The organism is Marinomonas alcarazii (assembly GCF_003208215.1).
Classification (GTDB): domain Bacteria; phylum Pseudomonadota; class Gammaproteobacteria; order Pseudomonadales; family Marinomonadaceae; genus Marinomonas; species Marinomonas alcarazii.
In genome coordinates this window covers 201,579-219,126 of record NZ_QKLW01000003.1, presented here as the reverse complement: position 1 = coordinate 219,126, position 17,548 = coordinate 201,579, and the positions used below count along the sequence as shown (strand labels likewise).

Sequence of the window (17,548 nt, the reverse complement as noted above, 5' to 3'; positions counted from 1 at the left end):
TAAGCGCTAATCTTCATAGTGCCCCGCACTGACGAATAGCCCTCCTTGAAAACGTACCGCAGGGTCATTTGGGTCTGTCTGCTCTTCTTGTAAATAGGCTTCATTTTCAAATACCGCAGAAGAATCCTTTGGCGTCCAACCTATAAACTTGGCATAGCGATTATCCCACCATGTACTTGGGTTATCAGATACACCATATATTACCGTGCAGCCTAATCGATCTGCGGCATATACTTTTTTGATCAAATCAGTCAAATCCCCTTCACTTAACCAAGTCGATAACATGCGACGATTGCGCGGCTTAGGGAAGCAAGAACCAATGCGGACTAATGCTGATTCAATACCAAATTTATCGTAATAATACTGTGCTAATAACTCACCAAAGCCTTTTGATAACCCATAAACACTATCTGGTCGCATTGGGCTGTGGGCATCTAACAGAGTTTCTCTCTCGTGAAAGCCAATTACATGATTGGAGCTAGCAAAAAAGATACGCTTTACGCCATTTTTCCTAGCCGCTTCATATAAATTGTAAGAACCTTTGATGTTGCCATGCAGAATACTGTCAAAGGTGTTTTCAGTTGAAACGCCTCCGAAGTGCACAATAGCATCACACCCTTCAACTAAGGACATAACCGCATCGGCATCACCTAGATCACAATGCACATACTGTTCGTTCGCCTTTAAATCATCGACCTTAGCAATATCTGAAAGACGAATCTCAGTCGCCCAATCATTTAATCGGGAACGCATTACGTTACCTAAATGACCTGCAGCCCCTGTGATTAAAACACGTTTCATTTTTACTTCTCTGGTCATAAAAATGCCTCTATTGTTATGAGTTTATCCAGCTAGGCAAAGTCATAGACACCGCCGGAATATATGTCACCAGCATCAGTGCTGCCAGAATGGCCAAGTAAAATGGCCAAATGCTTTTTACTGCTCTTTGAATGGGCACTTCACCAATGGCACAACCCACAAACAAACAACCACCAACAGGCGGCGTACAAAGCCCCAACCCCAAGTTCATCATCAGCATCACACCAAATTGGATTGGGTCCATTCCCAGACCAACAGCAACAGGTAAGAAAATAGGAGTACAAATTAAAATCAGTGCCGCCATGTCCATAATCATGCCTAACAAAAGCAAAATCAGATTCATTAGCAAAAAGATAATTATCGGATTATCCGAAACCGACGTAAGCGCACTGGCTAGCACTTTAGGAACTTCATAGAGGGCCAGCATGTAACCAAATGCGCCTGCACAACCAACCAGAATCATCACCATTCCCGTTGTTTTTACCGAACGGATAACGGCAATCCAAAAGTCTCTTAAGCTTAAAGAGCGGTAAACAAACGCTGTAATGACGATCGCATATAAAGCACCAATAGCCCCAGACTCAGTCACAGTGAAGATGCCTGATAAGGCGCCACCGACGACAATAATCGCGGTGATTAAGCCAGGAAACGAGGCAATAAACGCCACAAAGATAAAACGCCATCCCGCAAATTGTTCTGTCGGAAAATTCCTGCGAATCGCGATCCAACGAGCAACAAAACCCAACAACAAACACATTAAAATTCCGGGGACAATGCCAGCAATAAACAAGCTGGCAACTGAAATGCCACCACCTGCGGCAACCACATACAAAATCATATTATGACTGGGTGGAATCATGATGCCTGCGATAGAAGAACTTACCGTTACGTTCACGGCATAGTCGTCGTCGTAGCCTTTTTCCTTCATCACAGGAATAAGCAAAGACCCTAGAGCAGATACATCCGCTACCGCTGACCCAGAAATACCACCGAACAACATACTCGAAAAGACGTTAACCTGCCCTAAACCACCACGCATCCAGCCTACACTGGCAGACGCCAAGCGAATCAAACGTGCTGCAATACCACCATGCAACATCAACTCACCGGCAAAAATAAAGAATGGAATAGCCAATAAAGAGAAGGTAGACATACCAGCTACAATACGCTGGAAGCCAATCATAATTGGCAGACCTTCGTACCAAAATGCACTGATCGCAGCCATACCTAGTGCAAACGCCACCGGCACACCAACCACAGTTAATAAGGCAAAAATGCCTAATAGAATTGCTAAGCCCATGCTATCGATCCCCTTCTGAAGCGGATTTATTCACTGCTTCCTGAGGCGAAAACAACGCAACTACGCCATTGAACACACGGAAGGAAGAGAAAAGAAAAATTAGAATGCCCGCAGTCACTACCGGAATGTAACGAATGCCATCGGGAATCCCTAATAAAGGAATGTTGCGACTCCAAGCAAAAGAAGCCAGTTCATGACTGAAATAAGCCATAGCAACACCAAATACCAAGAGCGTTAGATCAATAAAAATATCGACGCACCTCATGCTCTTCTCTGGTAGCACCAAAGACAGCATTTCAACGCTTAAATGCGTACGTTGATGAATACCGACTGAAGCACCTAAAAAAGTGATCGCAGTAACCAACAACATAGCCATTTGCTCGACCCAAGTTGGGGTATCATTTAAGACATAACGACCAAATACTAACCAACCGAACGACAAAACAAGAATGACCATACACACACCAGAAATGCTCATAGCAATGACTGACAACAGGTCAAGAAAACGCTTCACTATTGGTTCTTTTATAGGAGAAGAATTCATCACATTACTCGCGATAAAAATCATCGAATTGCCGCCACCCAACACCAAAGCGTTCGATGGCAGCGCTTAATTCACTCTACGATTTATTTCGTGTTGCGAATTTTTTCGATTAATGGAGCCAAGGTAGGATTATCTTTGACCGCTTTAGCATAAACAGGCGCCATCGCATCTTGGAAAGCCGATTTGTCTTCGATTTCTGTGATTTGAATACCTGCTTTGATTAGCTTTTCACGGCTCTCGGTGACTTTTTCAGCCCACAGCTTGCGTTGAAACTCTGCACTGTCTTGTGCGGCTTTGCGAACGGCTTTTTGGTCTTCCGGAGACAACTTAGCCCATGCTTTTGCACTGACACTCAAGGTTTCAGGCAAAATAAGGTGCTGAGTCAAAGAATAATATTTTGCGACTTCGAAATGATTACTAGAGTCATAAGATGGCCAGTTGTTTTCAGCGCCATCTACTACACCAGTTTTAAGAGATTGGTACACTTCAGAGTAAGCCATTGGTGTTGCGTTACCACCAAGCGCTTCTACCATGCCAACATAGAGCTCGTTATTCATTACACGAAACTTCATGCCCTTCATGTCTTCAGGTGTTTTTATCGGTTTACGTGAATCGTAAAAGGAGCGAGATCCAGAATCATACCAAGCCAAAGAGATGATCCCTTTTTTCTCCATTGCTTTACTTAACTCGTCACCCACAGGGCCATCCATAACACGATGCATGTGTTCAACATCTTTGAAAATGAAAGGTAAAGAAACGACATTGACTTCTGGCACAGAGGCGCCGATCGGGCCTAAGTTAAATTCCGCAAAATCGATACCGCCAACTTGCATCATTTGGATCGCATCTTCTTGGCTACCAAGAATAGCGCCATTATAAACTCGACCACTGACACGACCATCAGTCGCTTTCTCAGCTTCTTTTATAAAAGACTCCATCGCTACTGTCACTGGATAGCCAGCAGGATGGACATTCCATCCCTTCCAATCCGCTTGCGCTAAGGGTGCAAAACATGAAGCGGCTAAGGCACCACTAACCAGTAAAGCAGACCCGATTTTTTTAGTGGAAAATTTTTTTATCATTGTTATTTCTCCTTTTTCGTCACCAGTATCATTATAGGTGGCGGTTTATGTTGTCGAGATGATCGTTTAGGCAAAACACATATAACCAACCATTAATTTGTATCATAAGATCTATTTGTAATACAACAGACATCATATGACTAACTCTAAAAATACTATGAGCTACTTATAAAGTAGCCAGAATTTAAAGAAAAACCAGAGTCATCATATGTGATACACTACCTACCACTTATACACGTAATGTAAATCGAGAAATAATAGGCCATTATAAAAATGCCAGAAAAAGACAACACCAAATTACGCCTTCCACAACGAATCGCGATACGACTGCGGGATAAAATTACGCAAGAAAAACTCGTACCGGGAGATAAGCTACCAACAGAGCCAAGTTTGATAGCGGAGATGGGCGTCAGCAGAACCGTCCTTCGCGAAGCAATTGCTACCCTTAAAGCAGAAGGTTTAGTTGAAGCAAAACAAGGTGTTGGCGTCTTTGTATCCAGTCCTAAAACGGAAACCATGGCAAGCTTAGCGCAAAGTGAGATGACCTTAACGGCGATCATAGAAACGATCGAAATACGCATTGCACTTGAGGTTGAAAGCATTGCATTAGCGATATCACGCAGTTCACTAGCACAAGAAGCAGAAATTTATCGATGCTTTGATCTTCTGGAGCGTCAACTCAAAACCCAAAAAAATGCTGAAAAAGAAGACTATGATTTCCATCTTGCGATTGCTAACGCCAGTAACAACCAGCACTTTGTAGATCTACTGTCTATATTAGCTAAGCGTTCTATCCCGCGCACTCGCTTACATGATGAAGCGAACATCACTCAGCAACCAGGGCTTGAAGAGATATTAATACAAGAACATAAAGCCATCATTGATGCTTATGCAGAAAAAGATGTCGAAGCTGCAAAAAAAGCCATGAGAGCTCACTTAACAAGCGGGCTTGGGAGATATAGAGAGTTGATTAGAGAAATAGACAGAGGTCATTCATAGTATGACTAAACAACCTCTTATCCAGTCTCTAGTTTTTTAAACGATTAAGCCCATTAAGCGCTCGTTAGCTTAACGATAATAGGCACACAAATTACAATGATCACCGACGAGATTAACGTCGAGCTCGCTATAGCATTTGCAGTCGACCTACCGTCATCTCCTTTCGACACAGCCGAAACATAAGCCGATGCGGCAGTGGGCGCACTTAAGAATAAAAAGAGATAGAGTATTTCTTTTTGAGTAAAGCCAAGCCAAAAAGCAATAAAGGTAAACAAAAACGGGCTGATCAGCACCTTACTCAGAATGGCAAAAGAAAAAAACCTAGGTAATTGAAGACCACTTGTTGCCAGAGCACCACCAATGCACACTAACGCCAAAGGCAATGTAACGCCACCAATCAAGGAGCCAGTTTTTACAACAAAGCTTGGCAACTGCAAGGCACACACATTCGCCAACACCCCAAGAATAATAGCCAGTATAAGCGGATTCTTCGCCATGTTTTTCAACATTGAACGAATGTGCAAAGCGCCATCGCTGTATCGGGTCAAAATCACTTCTGCCAAAACATTAAAAAGCAGCACACTTAAGCCTGACATAACCCCACCAATAGCAACCCCTTCTTCACCAAACATATTGACGGCCAGAGCCAAGCTAAACACACCACAATTGCCACGAAAGGCTATTTGTACAAAAACACCACGCTGGGCGGAAGGCAACGAAATGCGAATGGCGAGAAACCAAGCAAGCAAAAAAGTTAGAAAAATAGAAAGGACAAAATATAGCGCAAAATTCAAGCGGATAAGACCGCTGAGATTATTAGAGTACAAGCCTAAAAATAATAATGTGGGCATGCACACTTTAAAAACAAATCGAGAGCTAACAAAAATAAAATCGTCGTTAATCAGCTTAATTCGTCTTAAAAAAACACCCATCGCGACCATAAGCAAAACGGGGGCCGCCACATCCAATATAACGCTTTTTGCATCTAACAACATAAACTCCCTAAAAAGGACTCTAGTAACCTCATAGGTTAATAGAGTTCTCTATAAACATATAAAAATGTCTATTTTATACCAACTTCTTATTTATCAAATGAGGAATATTCAAGGGATTTTATCTAAAGCCAAAACGTCTATAACGGTTAGCAGAAATACTCTGGAAACTCCTCCTGCAAAATACGTACTCGCGAAATAGTGCCCGCCAAATGATCACGCATCGCCTCAAAGGCCTTCTCTTGTGAACCACTCTCTATCGCATCAACAATTGCCGTATGTCCAGCCAGAACACTGCGAATCTTGCCTTCAGAAGGCAAATGTAAACGTCGCACACGATCCATATGCCCAGATCTTGAACGCACCAATTTATACAAAGACTCATGCCCTATTGCACTAAACATTGAGCGATGAAACAGCTCATCCAGTTTAGCAAACATGATAATGTCCTCGCTGTCTGCGGTAGAAACCTGTTCCTGCATTGCAACAATTTCTCGCAGTTGAGAAACAACCCCCTCATTTGGCATCTGCGTTAACTGTCGCACCACTTCAAACTCCAGCGCCTCTCGGAGAAAGTGACTCTGCTCTAACTGTTTTATATCTATATAAGATACTTCCGTACCAGACTGAGGCTTAACATTCACCAAGCCAACTTGTTCAAACCTCAATAAGGCTTCTCTGACCGGTGTTTGACTGACTTTATACTCACTACAGAGCTCACCTCGAACAAGCTGGGATCCTGGCGGAAGCTCTAAACTTACAATACGACGCAATAGATCATCATACACACGATCAACAGCAGTACGAGGCAAGTCGTTACTCTGCTCTAAATAATTTTTAATCAAATAATTATTCTTATGATTCATAAGATTGAAGCCATATTTTGCCTTAAATAGTGAAGTCATTATCTCAGAGGCGTTTACAGCACGGAAGAAAAAAGACTTGCGCATCACAATTAATATATTAGTATATGAATAACAAAACAAACTAATATATTAGTATATAAGAAACCATGAAGAGTAATTCCTAACAATAAATCTAAAAATCAGGAGAAGAACAATGCCTCTCAAGTCCATACCTAAAACGCTTGCTGCAACTCTACTTACAACAGGGTTAGCATTCTCAGTAGCCCCAACTTACGCTGAAACACTGAAGGTCCAAACCAGCTTTAATGCGTCACACATCAGTTTGACTCGCTTAAATCAAGTATGGATTCCTAAACTAAAAGAAATGACCGGCGGCGATCTAGAAATAGAATTATTGCCAATAGGCTCTGTGGTCTCCCATAAAGAAACACCTGTTGCGGTTTCCATGGGGATTTTGGATGGCGATTTAACCGCAACCAGTTATTTTGCAGGTAAGGACCCCGCGTATGCCTTGATGGGTGACTTGATTGCAGGCTATGACACCCCAGCGCAAATTGAAGAATTTTGCATGCAAGGTGGCGGTAAAGAGCTACTACAAAAGATGTACAACAAATACGATCCAGGCGTTCATGTCATTGGCTGCAGTTCTGAAAAACGCGAAGCCTTCGTATCGAAAGTACCTGTTCGTGGTGTCGCTGATATGAAGGGGCTGAAAGTTCGCTCTCCCGAAGGCCTCGCTGCAGATGTGTTTCGTCGTGCGGGTGCAGCGCCCGTATCTCTACCTGGCTCAGAGGTATACACCGCTCTAGAGAAAAATGTGATTGATGCCGCCGATTCCTCGGCTTACGCAAACAATGATGCCAGCGGCATGCACAAAGTCGCTAAATACCCAATTTATCCAGGCATTCACTCAATGCCTTTTATGCAATTCACCATCAATGAAGCAACCTGGAACAAAATCGATAAAGAAGACCAAGCGGCTCTAACAGAGTGGTTCTTGAGCGCATACGCAGACCTACGCACCTATCTGGATGCTAAAGATAAAGAACTGGTCGCACGCGACAAAGCCAAAGGCGACATTACCGTCATCGACTGGCCTCAATCCGAGCGAGACGATTTCCGTAAGATCGCGAAACAAGCATGGGAAGCATTCGGTAGTGCCTCACCTCTGGCAACAGAAGTGTACAAAGCACACGTTAAATTCATGACCGAAAAAGGCCTACTCTAGCCCAAGAGTGATTTACCACTAGCGGCGGCTGGGCATTGTCCCGCCGTCGCATCTTCCACATAAAAATAAGCCTCCCCATGCAGTAGGCTGATAGATCAGGTGAACACTATGTCCAAAACTCAAAGCCTCAACGCTGATGACATTGTCGAAATTGCCGACGACAACCCGATTGAGCATGCGCAGCAGCATGAAGAATTCGAATACACACCCATAGATCACTTTAGCCACTTTTCTGGCATTGGGGTTTCGCTGCTTTACCTTGTTGCAGCCGGTGCCACCTTATGGGAAGTAGTTGCCCGCTATGTGTTTAACTCGCCAACACAATGGGCATTTGAAGTGGTGATGGTGCTATGCGCCGCAAGTTGGATGCTGTCAGCAGGCTACATCACACTAAAGAAACGCCATATTGGTATTACGGTGATTCATAATATCGTCTCCCCTAAAGCTCAATGGCGTCTTGACTTATTTGCATCCAGTATTGGTATTGTTGCGCTATTCCTGTTGCTATCCGATGCTTCCATGCGCGCCTACATGGCGATAGATCATATTGAACGTACCGGTAGTGCGTTTAACTCCCCCATGCCGATGCTATTAAAAACCTTACTGATGCTGGGTGGGTTTATGTATCTCGCTCAGCTAACCGTTAACCTATGGCGTCACGTGAACAGCCGATGGGCCAAAGCAGCGGTGAAGTTAATCGGTCTATTTATGGTGTTGTACTTTATTAATGGTGTACTGGCCTATATTTCTGGACCTGGATCGATTTTCGACGGCGTGAGCGGTTACTTCTCAGCGGTAGGCCAAAGCCTAGACCCAAGCGCAGCACTGGACATGCGCTCTTATAGCTTAGGGGCCATATCCTTAATTATGGTCGCGATGCTGGTGTCTTTGATGATGACAGGTATGCCGCTGGGCATCGTAACCTTGATCGTCTCAGTCGTTATGGCTGTTGCGTTTTTTGGACCGCGTGGGTTGTACCTAGTATCTGCAAACACAGCAGCATTGCTTGACCATTACACCTTGATAGCTATTCCCTTTTTCGTATTAATGGCGACGATCCTAGAAAAGTCAGGCATCGCAGAAGATTTGTTCGATGCCATGTCGATATTCGCAGGCAATCTACGCGGCGGCGTGGCAGTACAAACCGTAGTTGTGGCGGTTATTCTCGCGGCCATGTCCGGTGTGATGGGCGGTGAAATTGTAATGCTTGGCCTTGTGGCTTTGCCTCAAATGCTGCGCTTAGGCTATGACCGAAAAATGAGCATTGGCCTAATTTGTGCTGCAGGCGCCCTGGCTACCCTGATTCCACCTTCGATCATCATGATCGTTTACGGTCTATCTGCTGAAGTCGCCATTGGTGATCTATTTATGGCTGGGGCCGTACCTGGGCTAATGCTGGCTGTCTTCTATGCACTGTATGTTCTGATTCGTGTGCACATTAACCCTAAATTAGCGCCAACGGCGAAAGAAGTAGCAGAACTAACAGGTGAAGAGCGTAAGCTGTCTAAAGCTCGCCTGAGCGCAGTATTCTTGAGCATTATGCTAATCGGCTGTGTAATGGGATCCATCTATGGCGGTATTGCTTCAGTCACCGAAGCGGCGGCAGTGGGTGCCTTGGGAGCCATGATTGTTTCAGCGGTGCGCCACGAGTTCAAATGGTCCATGCTTAAAGCTTCATTAGTCGGCTCTATGGCGACAGTGGGCACCATCATTTGGTTAGTCCTTGGCTCAGTATCGTTTGTTGGTATTTTTAACTTAATTGGTGGCGCGGACTTTATGCGCTCACTCTTTATGAACCTTGGCATTCCAGCTATTGGCGTGATCTTGGTAATGATGCTGATTTTGGTGATCTTAGGTACTTTTATGGAATGGATCGCCATCGTTCTAATTACGGTTCCTGTTTTTGCTCCTGTTGTTATGACTCTAGCACCTGAACTTGGACTGACAGCAGATCAAGCGAAAGTCTGGTTTGGTATTCTGTTTGTTCTCAACATTCAGATCTACTTCTTATCACCACCGTTTGGTCCGGCCTGTTTTTGGCTCAAATCAGTCGCACCAAAAGACATTTCCCTACAAGAAATTTTTATCTCTGTATTGCCATTTATCGGCTTACAAATTGTCGGGTTGATTCTCGTTATGAGCTTCCCTCAAATCGCCCTTTGGCTTCCCGAAATACTCGGAAATTAACCTAGGAGAATCTTTATGATTGGTCACGATAATCAGTCTGAAATTGACCGTTATGGCGTTGCACCTTGGATTGCGGGGGGCATTGTTGCCACCATTCTAATCGTCTGTATGTTTGCTCTCGCTGCAGGTTTTGCCTAGCGCTTTAGGATATTAACCATTTACATTTTTTAACCTTCTTATTGATGGCAAAAGCCATCGATAAGACTCCCTTTTATCAGGAGATAACCGTATGTCATGTATAAAACAAATTGAAATTACGCCTATTGCGTTCCGCGATCCTCCACTACTCAATGTTTATGGCGTTCATGAAGCATGGGCCTTGCGCACCATTATTGAAATAAAAACCGAAGACGGTAATTACGGTTTAGGCGAAAGTTATGGTGACGAACAGACGATCAGTCAATTGCGCCAAGTCGCGCCACATCTAGTGGGCATGGATGTTTTCAATGTCAATGCGATCCGTAACAAAATTGAATCCGTTGTCACTCTACCTGATCCAAATTCAGGGCTAGACATCGCCCCAGGTACATTGGGTGCAACCACGGTACCACGTATTTTCTCAGTCTTCGAAGTCGCTTGCTTAGACCTGATGGGCAAGATTACAGGCCGTCCTGTGTGTGATTTATTAGGCGGTAAAGTACGCAATGAAGTCGCCTACAGCGCTTATCTATTCTACAAATTTGAACGTCATGGCTTTACCGAAGATCCATGGGTAGATACGTGGGGCGAGGCAGTAACGCCAGAACAAATCGTTGCGCAAGCGAAGAAAATGATTGATCAATACGGCTTCCAATCGATCAAACTAAAAGCAGGGGTATTTGAGCCTGAACAAGAGATCGAAGCTCTTGAAGCACTGCGTGAGGCTTTCCCTAATCTGCCGCTGCGTATTGATCCTAATGGCGGTTGGACGGTGGAAACCACCAAACGTTTATTAGACAAATTTGGCAATGGTCTACTGCAGTATTTAGAAGACCCTGTCCACGGCCAAGAAGCCATGGGTCAAGTCAGCGCTATGACCGACATTCCATTAGCAACCAACATGTATGTGATTGGATTCTTTGACATCCCAAAAGCCATCAAACTGGACTCAGTGCAAGTCATTTTGTCTGATCACCATTACTGGGGTGGCCTAAAAGCCACACAAGAACTGGCACAGTTATGTAAAACATGGGATATCGGTTTATCAATGCACTCGAACTCTCACTTAGGCATCAGCTTAATGGCCATGACTCATGCCGCCGCAGCTATTGATAACCTAACGTACGCTTGTGACACACATTACCCTTGGCAAGAAGAGGAAGTCATTGTCGGCGGTAAGATCCCATTCAAAAATGGTGCTGTCGTGGTCCCTGATAAGCCGGGCTTAGGTGTGGAATTGGACCGAGATGCCTTGGCAGTTCTAGCTAAAAACTACGAAAACTGTGGCATTCGCGCCCGTAATGACGTTGCGGAAATGCGCAAGTACCAACCAGACTGGAAAGGGACCGTACCACGCTTCTAAGAAATTGGCTCCTTTATGCCTTGCCGACTTAAAGGAGCAGTGTTCAGGCAAAAGTTGCGCTCTAGTTTGCTCGAATTTCCCAATGGAAATTCGAGCTTTTTTTATCTAGAAAATCAAAGAACAACAGGCGTAAGCAGAGGCTTATCCGCAAAATGCGCGGCTAAGTTATCCACGACTAATTGCGCCATGGCAGCACGGGTTTCAAAAGTGCCACTGGCACAGTGGGGTTGTAAGACCACGTGATCCATAGACAATAGTGCTTTAGGTACATTCGGTTCGTCCACAAATACGTCCAAACCTGCACCTTTGATCGCGCGCTTTTCGAGCAATTCTACTAACGCTTTTTCATCCACAACAGAACCACGTGAAACGTTGATAAAGTAGCTGTTTTCACCCAACGCGCTTAAAACCTCACGGCTAATTAGGCCTTCTGTCGCTGGACCACCGGGAATGACTGGCGCCAAAACATCCACGTCTTTTGCCAAGGCAATCAGGTCATCGTAATGACGATAATCGACATCCGCTTTAGCTTGACGGCTAAAGTAGCTGACGTTCATACCAAATGCCTCGGCACGGGCTGCGATCGCTTTACCAATTCGACCCAAGCCGACAATGCCAAGTGTTTTGCCTTTCAGGGAAGTATTCAATGGCATCATGCCTTTCTCGACCCAGTTACCACTCTGAATCCACTCGACAGCGGGCAACATGCGACGTAGTGTGGTCAAGGTGAGCATTATCGCCATATCGGCCACATCATCGGTTAACACATCTGGCGTGTTCGTAACTGGAATGCCGCGCTTGTGGCACGCTTCCACACAAATCGTATCCAAACCTACACTGGAAGAGCAAACGATTTCAAGATTCGGCAATTGCGCTAATAAGGTTTCATCAAAGCCGCCACCATGAGTTGTTACGACTGCACGAATCTTGTCTCCAACAGCGTCAATCATAGCGATTTTCTCTTCCGAGGAGGCCTGATCATAACGATGCAATTCATAAGTATCTGCCAGCATTTGCATTTGCTCTGGCCTGTTTGGCCAAACGACTAATACATCGATTTTACTCATGTAATAATTTCCTTCTATCCGTTTAAAGTATCGCAAGCAGCACTGGCGTGATAAATACGATCACCAGCGAGCCAACTAAGGTAGATGTTGCGATGGCATTAGCCGTTACTTTGCCGTCACTGCCATGCGCCACAGAAACGACGTAGGCTGACGCCGCAACGGGTGCTCCAAAGAACAAGAAAAGATACAGCTGCTCGTGTTCTGAAAAGCCTAGCAACGCAGCTAAGCAGGTTAAAATCACGGGGCTAAGAAAAACTTTCACAGCAATCGCTAACGAAATACGGCGCGGCAAAATAAAGCGACTGGTAGCCAACGAGCCGCCAATACATAACAACGCCAAGGGCAGTGTCACACTACCTAGATATTTACCTGTGGTAACCACTTGGCTCGGAATCGGTAAGCCGATGAAATTCACAATAATGCCAGCCACCACACCAATAATCATTGGGTTGCGCACAATAGTGCCAAGCAGTGCTTTATGGCTAATAGTATGGTCTTTTTGAAATCGAGATAACGCAATTTCTGCCAACACGTTAAACATCACAGAGGTGATACTGGCCAAAACACCGCCTATTACGACGCCTTCGTCACCAAACATGTTGACCACAAGAGCAAAACTAAAAACACCAGTATTACCTCGAAAGGCTATTTGGATAAAGATGCCACGCTCGTGTTCTGGCACCTTCACACAGCCTGACAACCACCATGCGAAACCAAAGGTAAGCAATATACCTACCGCAAAAAACAGCGGCATTTGCCATGACATTAAATTACTCGGACTCGCCCCAAGCATGCTAAAAAAGAGTAACGTAGGCATGCCGACTGCAAAGACAAAACGCGAGCCTGAAGCAATAAAGCTGTCGTCTATGACGCGGCGGTTACGTAAAAACGCCCCGACTAAAATCAGTAGTAATACCGGTATAGACACGTCCAAAATTGCCGAAAATGCAGTCGGTTCCATCGATCTCTCCCAAATATCACGGCAAGAAATAAAAAAAAGGGCACCGTAGTGCCCCTAAAATAGCGAGTATTGGAGCGTTATAAGCGACTTATTGAAGCTTTCCATCCACCAATTGCGGCACATTCAAAGGGTTTTGATCTTGAATGGCTTCTGGAATCAATGAGCTTGGGAAGTCTTGGTAGCATACAGGGCGCAAGAAACGATCAATCGCTGCGCTACCAACAGACGTAGAACGACTATCAGATGTAGCAGGGAAAGGACCGCCATGAACCATGGAATGACACACTTCCACACCAGTTGGGTAGCCGTTACATAGGATTCGGCCGACTTTACGCTCTAGCGTTGGCAACAAAGCTCGAACGGCTTCAACGTCCGCATCTGACATTTGAACCGTCGCAGTCAATTGACCTTCTAGGTGCTCAGCTACAACCTTATACTCATCCAATGTGTCGCACTCAATGATCAAAGAAGTTGAGCCAAATACTTCATCTTCCATGGACGCATCAGCCAAGAAAGCTTTCGCACTGGTCGCAAAGACATGCGGACAACACTGGTTAGGCTGTTCACTGTCATTACCTTTCGCCAAAAGTTGTGCGGCTGAGTTGCTATTTAGCTTCTCAACACCTTCACAATACGCTTTGTAAATACCTGGTGTTAGCATGGTTTGTGTACCCAATGCTTGTACTTCACTGATAACTGTCGCTTTAAAGCTATCTGCCGCTTCACCTTTCAACAGCACCACCATACCTGGGTTTGTACAGAATTGACCTGCCCCCATAGTTAACGAACCAACAAAACCTTTTGCCACTGCTTGTGCTTCAGCGGAGAGTTTTTCAGGCATCACGAAAACAGGGTTGATGCTGCTCATTTCTGCGTAAACAGGAATTGGCTCAGGACGATTCGCAGCGATATTCATTAGCGCCACACCACCACTACGAGACCCAGTAAAGCCAACCGCTTTGATAGAAGGATGCTCAACCAAGGCACTGCCGATTTCACGACCAGAGCCATAAAGTAAGGAAAACACACCCGCAGGCAAACCACACTTTTTAACAGCCGCCGTAATCGCGCGACCGACAAGTTCAGACGTACCAGGATGAGCAGAATGCGCTTTCACAACAACAGGGCAACCTGCCGCTAATGCAGACGCGGTATCACCACCTGCAACAGAGAACGCCAATGGAAAATTACTTGCACCAAATACCGCAACTGGGCCTAGGGCAATTTTTTGGAAGCGTAAATCTGCACGAGGTAATGGCGCACGATCTGGCATAGCAGGATCAATGCGAGCATCGGTTGCTTTACCCAAACGAACAACACCGGCGAATAAACGTAATTGGCCCATAGTACGGCCACGCTCACCTTCTATTCGCGCTTTTGGCAAACCAGATTCCGCCATAGCTCGTTCCACCAAGACATCACCTAGCGCCAGAATTTCATCGGCAATACATTCTAGGAAAGCGGCACGTTTTTCTGTACTTACAGCACGGTATTGATCAAATGCTTGCCAAGCAGCGCTCACAGCTTGCTCAACTTCAGCTTTTGTTGCGCCGTTATAAGCAGGCTCAAGTGTTTCATTTGTCGCAGGATTGATTGCATAAATGGCTTTTTGCGTGCCAGTAATATCGTTACCTGCCACCAATGAAGTACCTTTAAGAAGCCCTTTCGTATCCATGTTTCCCCCTAATTACTTATGAAAATAAGCTATGAAATATAAGCTATGAACAGCAAAAAATGCTGTAAAGAGACAGAAGTGAACAAGATTCACTTCTAGCAACCTCTTTTCTCAGGGCTTTGCAGGATGTTGCTATGAACGAAGTCGCTACAAAGCTCTCATTCTAAATCAAACTTGTTATCGCTCTGATAACGTTCGTACAAGTGGTAAGCACGGTATAAATGATTGTGCATAGCCTGTCTCGCACCTTCTCCATCTTTATTCTTAATACAATTCAGTATTTCAAGATGTTCGGTGCGAATACGATGCAAATATTCATCGGTTGCCACCTGTTTCAAGTTTGAATTAATCAATTTTGCTCTGGGGATAACGTTTTTATTAAACTGCTCATAGAACTGTTTAAGGAAGGGATTACGAGTCGCTGTACAAATAGCCAAGTGAAAAGCGTAGTCTTCTTTTCTAGCCAATTCGCCTCGGCTTAACGCCTCGTCAAAATCATTAAAATGCTTCTCAAGTATTGCTACATCTTCTTCTGAGCGACGCAAAGCGGCCAACTCACAAGCGGTTGTTTCAACACTCAAACGCATTTCTAAGATATGTAGAATATCGGTAATCGCAGTGGGATCAATCTGATAAGCAAACAACGTCTCACTGGACTGAGCACGAATAACGCTGGTACCAACCCCACGTTTCGTTTCAACCAGTCCAAGTGATTTAAGCTGTGTGATTGCTTCTCGGATAACGGTACGGCTCACACCAAATAGATCGCATAATGCATTTTCGGTTGGTAATTTATCTCCAACAGAAATATGGCCAGCCGATATTTGCTTCTCAAGTTGCTTTGCAACATTGCTTGCCAAGCTATCGCCTTTACCTACTCGCTCTATTTGTAGTGATTTAGCCACCGTTTCAACCCCATTCATTCTAAATACGCCGCATATTCTAAAACCCAGAACATTACCCCAGTGCTAACTATCTAACAAGCGCTGGTTTCTTAGAATCAAATGTCCAACCCGGAATAAGGAACTGCATTGCCTGACTATCGTCACGCTGTCCTAGGGTTAACGTTTTATATAATTCGTGCGCTTCCATCAATTTTTCGCGGTCTAATTCAATTCCTAAACCTGGTTTAGTTGGTACGGTAATTTTGCCACCACGGATTTTTAATGGATCTTTCGTAACACGTTGCCCATCTTGCCAAATCCAATGGGTATCAATCGCGGTTACTTCACCAGGACAAGCGGCTGCAACGTGCGTCATCATCGCCAAAGAGATATCGAAGTGGTTGTTACTGTGAGAACCCCACGTCATGCCCCACTCGTTACATAACTCACCGACGGCAACGGCACCTTGCATGGTCCAAAAATGACAATCGGCTAGCGGAATATCAACAGAATCTAGGCGTACTGCGTTTTTCAACTGTTTCCAGTCCGTCGCAATCATGTTCGTTGCGGTTTTCAAACCCGTTCTGCGTTTGAACTCAGACATAGTTTCACGACCAGACCAAGCACCTTCTTGACCACAAGGGTCTTCTGCGTAGCTCAACATGTGTTTGATTGGATCTAGATATTCAACAGCCTGATCAAGCGTCCAAGCGCCATTTGGATCTAATGTTAAGCGTGCTTCTGGGAAGGCTTCGTATAATGCACGAATACAATCAGCCTCTTGATGGCCATCAAGTACACCACCTTTTAGCTTAAAGTCTTTAAAGCCATAACGTTCGTAAGCCGCTTTTGCGAGTGTTGCAATAGCGTCTGGTGTTACCGCTTCTAAACCACGAACACGGTCCCATTCGTCCATTGGGTTGTCGTAGGTTGGGTATGGCAAGTTGGTTTTGGTGCGGTCACCTAGGAAAAATAAATAGCCTAGCGCTTCAACTTCGTCGCGCTGTTTGCCATATTGCCCGAGCAAATCCACAACAGGTAAGCCCATATTCTGACCCGCTAAATCCAACAATGCGGACTCAATCGCAGTAATAACGTGAACTGCCGTTCTTAGGTCAAATGTTTGGTTACCGCGCACATCGTCCGCTTTACCTGATGTCGCATTGCGAACATCGCTGATAATGCTTTTCCACTTTCCGACATTCTGTCCCTCAACTAGGGCACGACATTCTTCTAGTGTAGAAATAATTTTATCGGTTGCAGGTACTTCGCCCAGACCAATATTGCCATCATTATCTTCAAGTACTACCACTGTACGAATAAACCATGGCGCGTGACCACCACTAAGGTTCAGCAGAAAACTATCATAACCAGCAACTGGCACTACCTGCATTTTTTTAATTGTTGTAAACATATGATGGGCTCTCCCCGATTTATTAGATC

16 protein-coding genes are annotated in these 17,548 nt (G+C 44.8%); 5 read left to right on the top strand and 11 right to left on the bottom strand.

Features of this window, described 5'->3' with window-relative positions:
* Positions 1-6 precede the first annotated feature (6 nt).
* The 4 genes from DFP75_RS09225 to DFP75_RS09210 form a co-directional block, all read right to left on the bottom strand.
* Positions 7-819 carry an NAD-dependent epimerase/dehydratase family protein gene (locus DFP75_RS09225; RefSeq protein ID WP_245927021.1) on the bottom strand — a complete coding sequence of 271 codons (813 nt, stop codon included), beginning with the start codon at positions 817-819 and terminating at the stop codon, positions 7-9.
* 16 nt (positions 820-835) lie between these two features.
* On the bottom strand, positions 836-2,119 hold the full coding sequence (locus DFP75_RS09220; protein ID WP_110574867.1) for a TRAP transporter large permease: 1,284 nt from the start codon (positions 2,117-2,119) through the stop codon (positions 836-838).
* A gap of 1 nt (position 2,120) precedes the next feature.
* Positions 2,121-2,633, bottom strand: coding sequence for a TRAP transporter small permease (locus tag DFP75_RS09215; protein WP_245927020.1), 513 nt, complete (start codon positions 2,631-2,633; stop codon positions 2,121-2,123).
* A gap of 113 nt (positions 2,634-2,746) precedes the next feature.
* Complete coding sequence (locus DFP75_RS09210; RefSeq protein ID WP_110574864.1) at positions 2,747-3,745, bottom strand: TRAP transporter substrate-binding protein; 999 nt, start codon at positions 3,743-3,745, stop codon at positions 2,747-2,749.
* 273 nt (positions 3,746-4,018) lie between these two features.
* On the opposite strand from DFP75_RS09210, the gene DFP75_RS09205 reads away from it, so the two are divergent.
* A complete protein-coding gene (locus DFP75_RS09205) occupies positions 4,019-4,744 on the top strand; it encodes a FadR/GntR family transcriptional regulator (RefSeq protein WP_110574862.1) in 726 nt (241 codons plus the stop codon).
* 53 nt (positions 4,745-4,797) lie between these two features.
* On the opposite strand, the gene DFP75_RS09200 is transcribed toward DFP75_RS09205, so the two are convergent.
* Together DFP75_RS09200 and DFP75_RS09195 are read right to left on the bottom strand one after the other, a co-directional pair.
* Entirely contained in the window at positions 4,798-5,739 is a 942-nt protein-coding gene (locus DFP75_RS09200; protein ID WP_110574860.1) for an AEC family transporter, read from the bottom strand.
* 146 nt (positions 5,740-5,885) lie between these two features.
* Positions 5,886-6,602 carry a GntR family transcriptional regulator gene (locus DFP75_RS09195; protein ID WP_110574857.1) on the bottom strand — a complete coding sequence of 239 codons (717 nt, stop codon included), beginning with the start codon at positions 6,600-6,602 and terminating at the stop codon, positions 5,886-5,888.
* Positions 6,603-6,795: 193 nt separating this feature from the next.
* Between DFP75_RS09195 and DFP75_RS09190 the strand changes: the two genes are divergently transcribed.
* The 4 genes from DFP75_RS09190 (at position 6,796) to DFP75_RS09175 (ending at position 11,518) form a co-directional block, all read left to right on the top strand.
* Positions 6,796-7,830 (top strand): TRAP transporter substrate-binding protein, encoded by a 1,035-nt coding sequence (locus tag DFP75_RS09190; RefSeq protein WP_110574855.1) that lies wholly within the window; start codon positions 6,796-6,798, stop codon positions 7,828-7,830.
* 108 nt (positions 7,831-7,938) lie between these two features.
* Positions 7,939-10,017 (top strand): TRAP transporter large permease subunit, encoded by a 2,079-nt coding sequence (locus DFP75_RS09185; RefSeq protein WP_110574853.1) that lies wholly within the window; start codon positions 7,939-7,941, stop codon positions 10,015-10,017.
* A 15-nt stretch (positions 10,018-10,032) separates the two neighbouring features.
* Positions 10,033-10,155, top strand: coding sequence for a dihydroxy-acid dehydratase (locus DFP75_RS09180; protein ID WP_110574851.1), 123 nt, complete (start codon positions 10,033-10,035; stop codon positions 10,153-10,155).
* 91 nt (positions 10,156-10,246) lie between these two features.
* A complete protein-coding gene (locus DFP75_RS09175; RefSeq protein WP_110574848.1) occupies positions 10,247-11,518 on the top strand; it encodes a glucarate dehydratase family protein in 1,272 nt (423 codons plus the stop codon).
* A gap of 113 nt (positions 11,519-11,631) precedes the next feature.
* Here DFP75_RS09175 and DFP75_RS09170 read toward each other — a convergent pair whose 3' ends face one another.
* From DFP75_RS09170 to DFP75_RS09150, 5 genes are all read right to left on the bottom strand, one after another.
* A complete protein-coding gene (locus DFP75_RS09170; RefSeq protein WP_110574847.1) occupies positions 11,632-12,585 on the bottom strand; it encodes a 2-hydroxyacid dehydrogenase in 954 nt (317 codons plus the stop codon).
* A 22-nt stretch (positions 12,586-12,607) separates the two neighbouring features.
* Positions 12,608-13,546 (bottom strand): AEC family transporter, encoded by a 939-nt coding sequence (locus DFP75_RS09165; RefSeq protein WP_110574845.1) that lies wholly within the window; start codon positions 13,544-13,546, stop codon positions 12,608-12,610.
* An 88-nt stretch (positions 13,547-13,634) separates the two neighbouring features.
* The gene (locus DFP75_RS09160; RefSeq protein WP_110574843.1) at positions 13,635-15,221 is read right to left on the bottom strand and encodes an aldehyde dehydrogenase (NADP(+)); all 1,587 of its coding nucleotides are present in this window, start codon (positions 15,219-15,221) and stop codon (positions 13,635-13,637) included.
* Positions 15,222-15,379: 158 nt separating this feature from the next.
* A complete protein-coding gene (locus tag DFP75_RS09155) occupies positions 15,380-16,144 on the bottom strand; it encodes a FadR/GntR family transcriptional regulator (RefSeq protein WP_110574841.1) in 765 nt (254 codons plus the stop codon).
* Positions 16,145-16,193: 49 nt separating this feature from the next.
* Positions 16,194-17,519 carry an enolase C-terminal domain-like protein gene (locus DFP75_RS09150; protein WP_110574839.1) on the bottom strand — a complete coding sequence of 442 codons (1,326 nt, stop codon included), beginning with the start codon at positions 17,517-17,519 and terminating at the stop codon, positions 16,194-16,196.
* Positions 17,520-17,548 lie beyond the last annotated feature (29 nt).

Excerpts from the sequence above, each read along its gene's own strand:
- DFP75_RS09225 (WP_245927021.1), bottom strand. The coding sequence starts at position 819 with ATGACCAGAGAAGTAAAAATGAAACGTGTTTTAATCACAGGGGCTGCA.
- DFP75_RS09220 (WP_110574867.1), bottom strand. The coding sequence starts at position 2,119 with ATGGGCTTAGCAATTCTATTAGGCATTTTTGCCTTATTAACTGTGGTT.
- DFP75_RS09210 (WP_110574864.1), bottom strand. The coding sequence starts at position 3,745 with ATGATAAAAAAATTTTCCACTAAAAAAATCGGGTCTGCTTTACTGGTT.
- DFP75_RS09205 (WP_110574862.1), top strand. The coding sequence starts at position 4,019 with ATGCCAGAAAAAGACAACACCAAATTACGCCTTCCACAACGAATCGCG.
- DFP75_RS09200 (WP_110574860.1), bottom strand. The coding sequence starts at position 5,739 with ATGTTGTTAGATGCAAAAAGCGTTATATTGGATGTGGCGGCCCCCGTT.
- DFP75_RS09195 (WP_110574857.1), bottom strand. The coding sequence starts at position 6,602 with ATGAATCATAAGAATAATTATTTGATTAAAAATTATTTAGAGCAGAGT.
- DFP75_RS09190 (WP_110574855.1), top strand. The coding sequence starts at position 6,796 with ATGCCTCTCAAGTCCATACCTAAAACGCTTGCTGCAACTCTACTTACA.
- DFP75_RS09185 (WP_110574853.1), top strand. The coding sequence starts at position 7,939 with ATGTCCAAAACTCAAAGCCTCAACGCTGATGACATTGTCGAAATTGCC.
- DFP75_RS09180 (WP_110574851.1), top strand. The coding sequence starts at position 10,033 with ATGATTGGTCACGATAATCAGTCTGAAATTGACCGTTATGGCGTTGCA.
- DFP75_RS09175 (WP_110574848.1), top strand. The coding sequence starts at position 10,247 with ATGTCATGTATAAAACAAATTGAAATTACGCCTATTGCGTTCCGCGAT.
- DFP75_RS09170 (WP_110574847.1), bottom strand. The coding sequence starts at position 12,585 with ATGAGTAAAATCGATGTATTAGTCGTTTGGCCAAACAGGCCAGAGCAA.
- DFP75_RS09165 (WP_110574845.1), bottom strand. The coding sequence starts at position 13,546 with ATGGAACCGACTGCATTTTCGGCAATTTTGGACGTGTCTATACCGGTA.
- DFP75_RS09160 (WP_110574843.1), bottom strand. The coding sequence starts at position 15,221 with ATGGATACGAAAGGGCTTCTTAAAGGTACTTCATTGGTGGCAGGTAAC.
- DFP75_RS09155 (WP_110574841.1), bottom strand. The coding sequence starts at position 16,144 with ATGAATGGGGTTGAAACGGTGGCTAAATCACTACAAATAGAGCGAGTA.
- DFP75_RS09150 (WP_110574839.1), bottom strand. The coding sequence starts at position 17,519 with ATGTTTACAACAATTAAAAAAATGCAGGTAGTGCCAGTTGCTGGTTAT.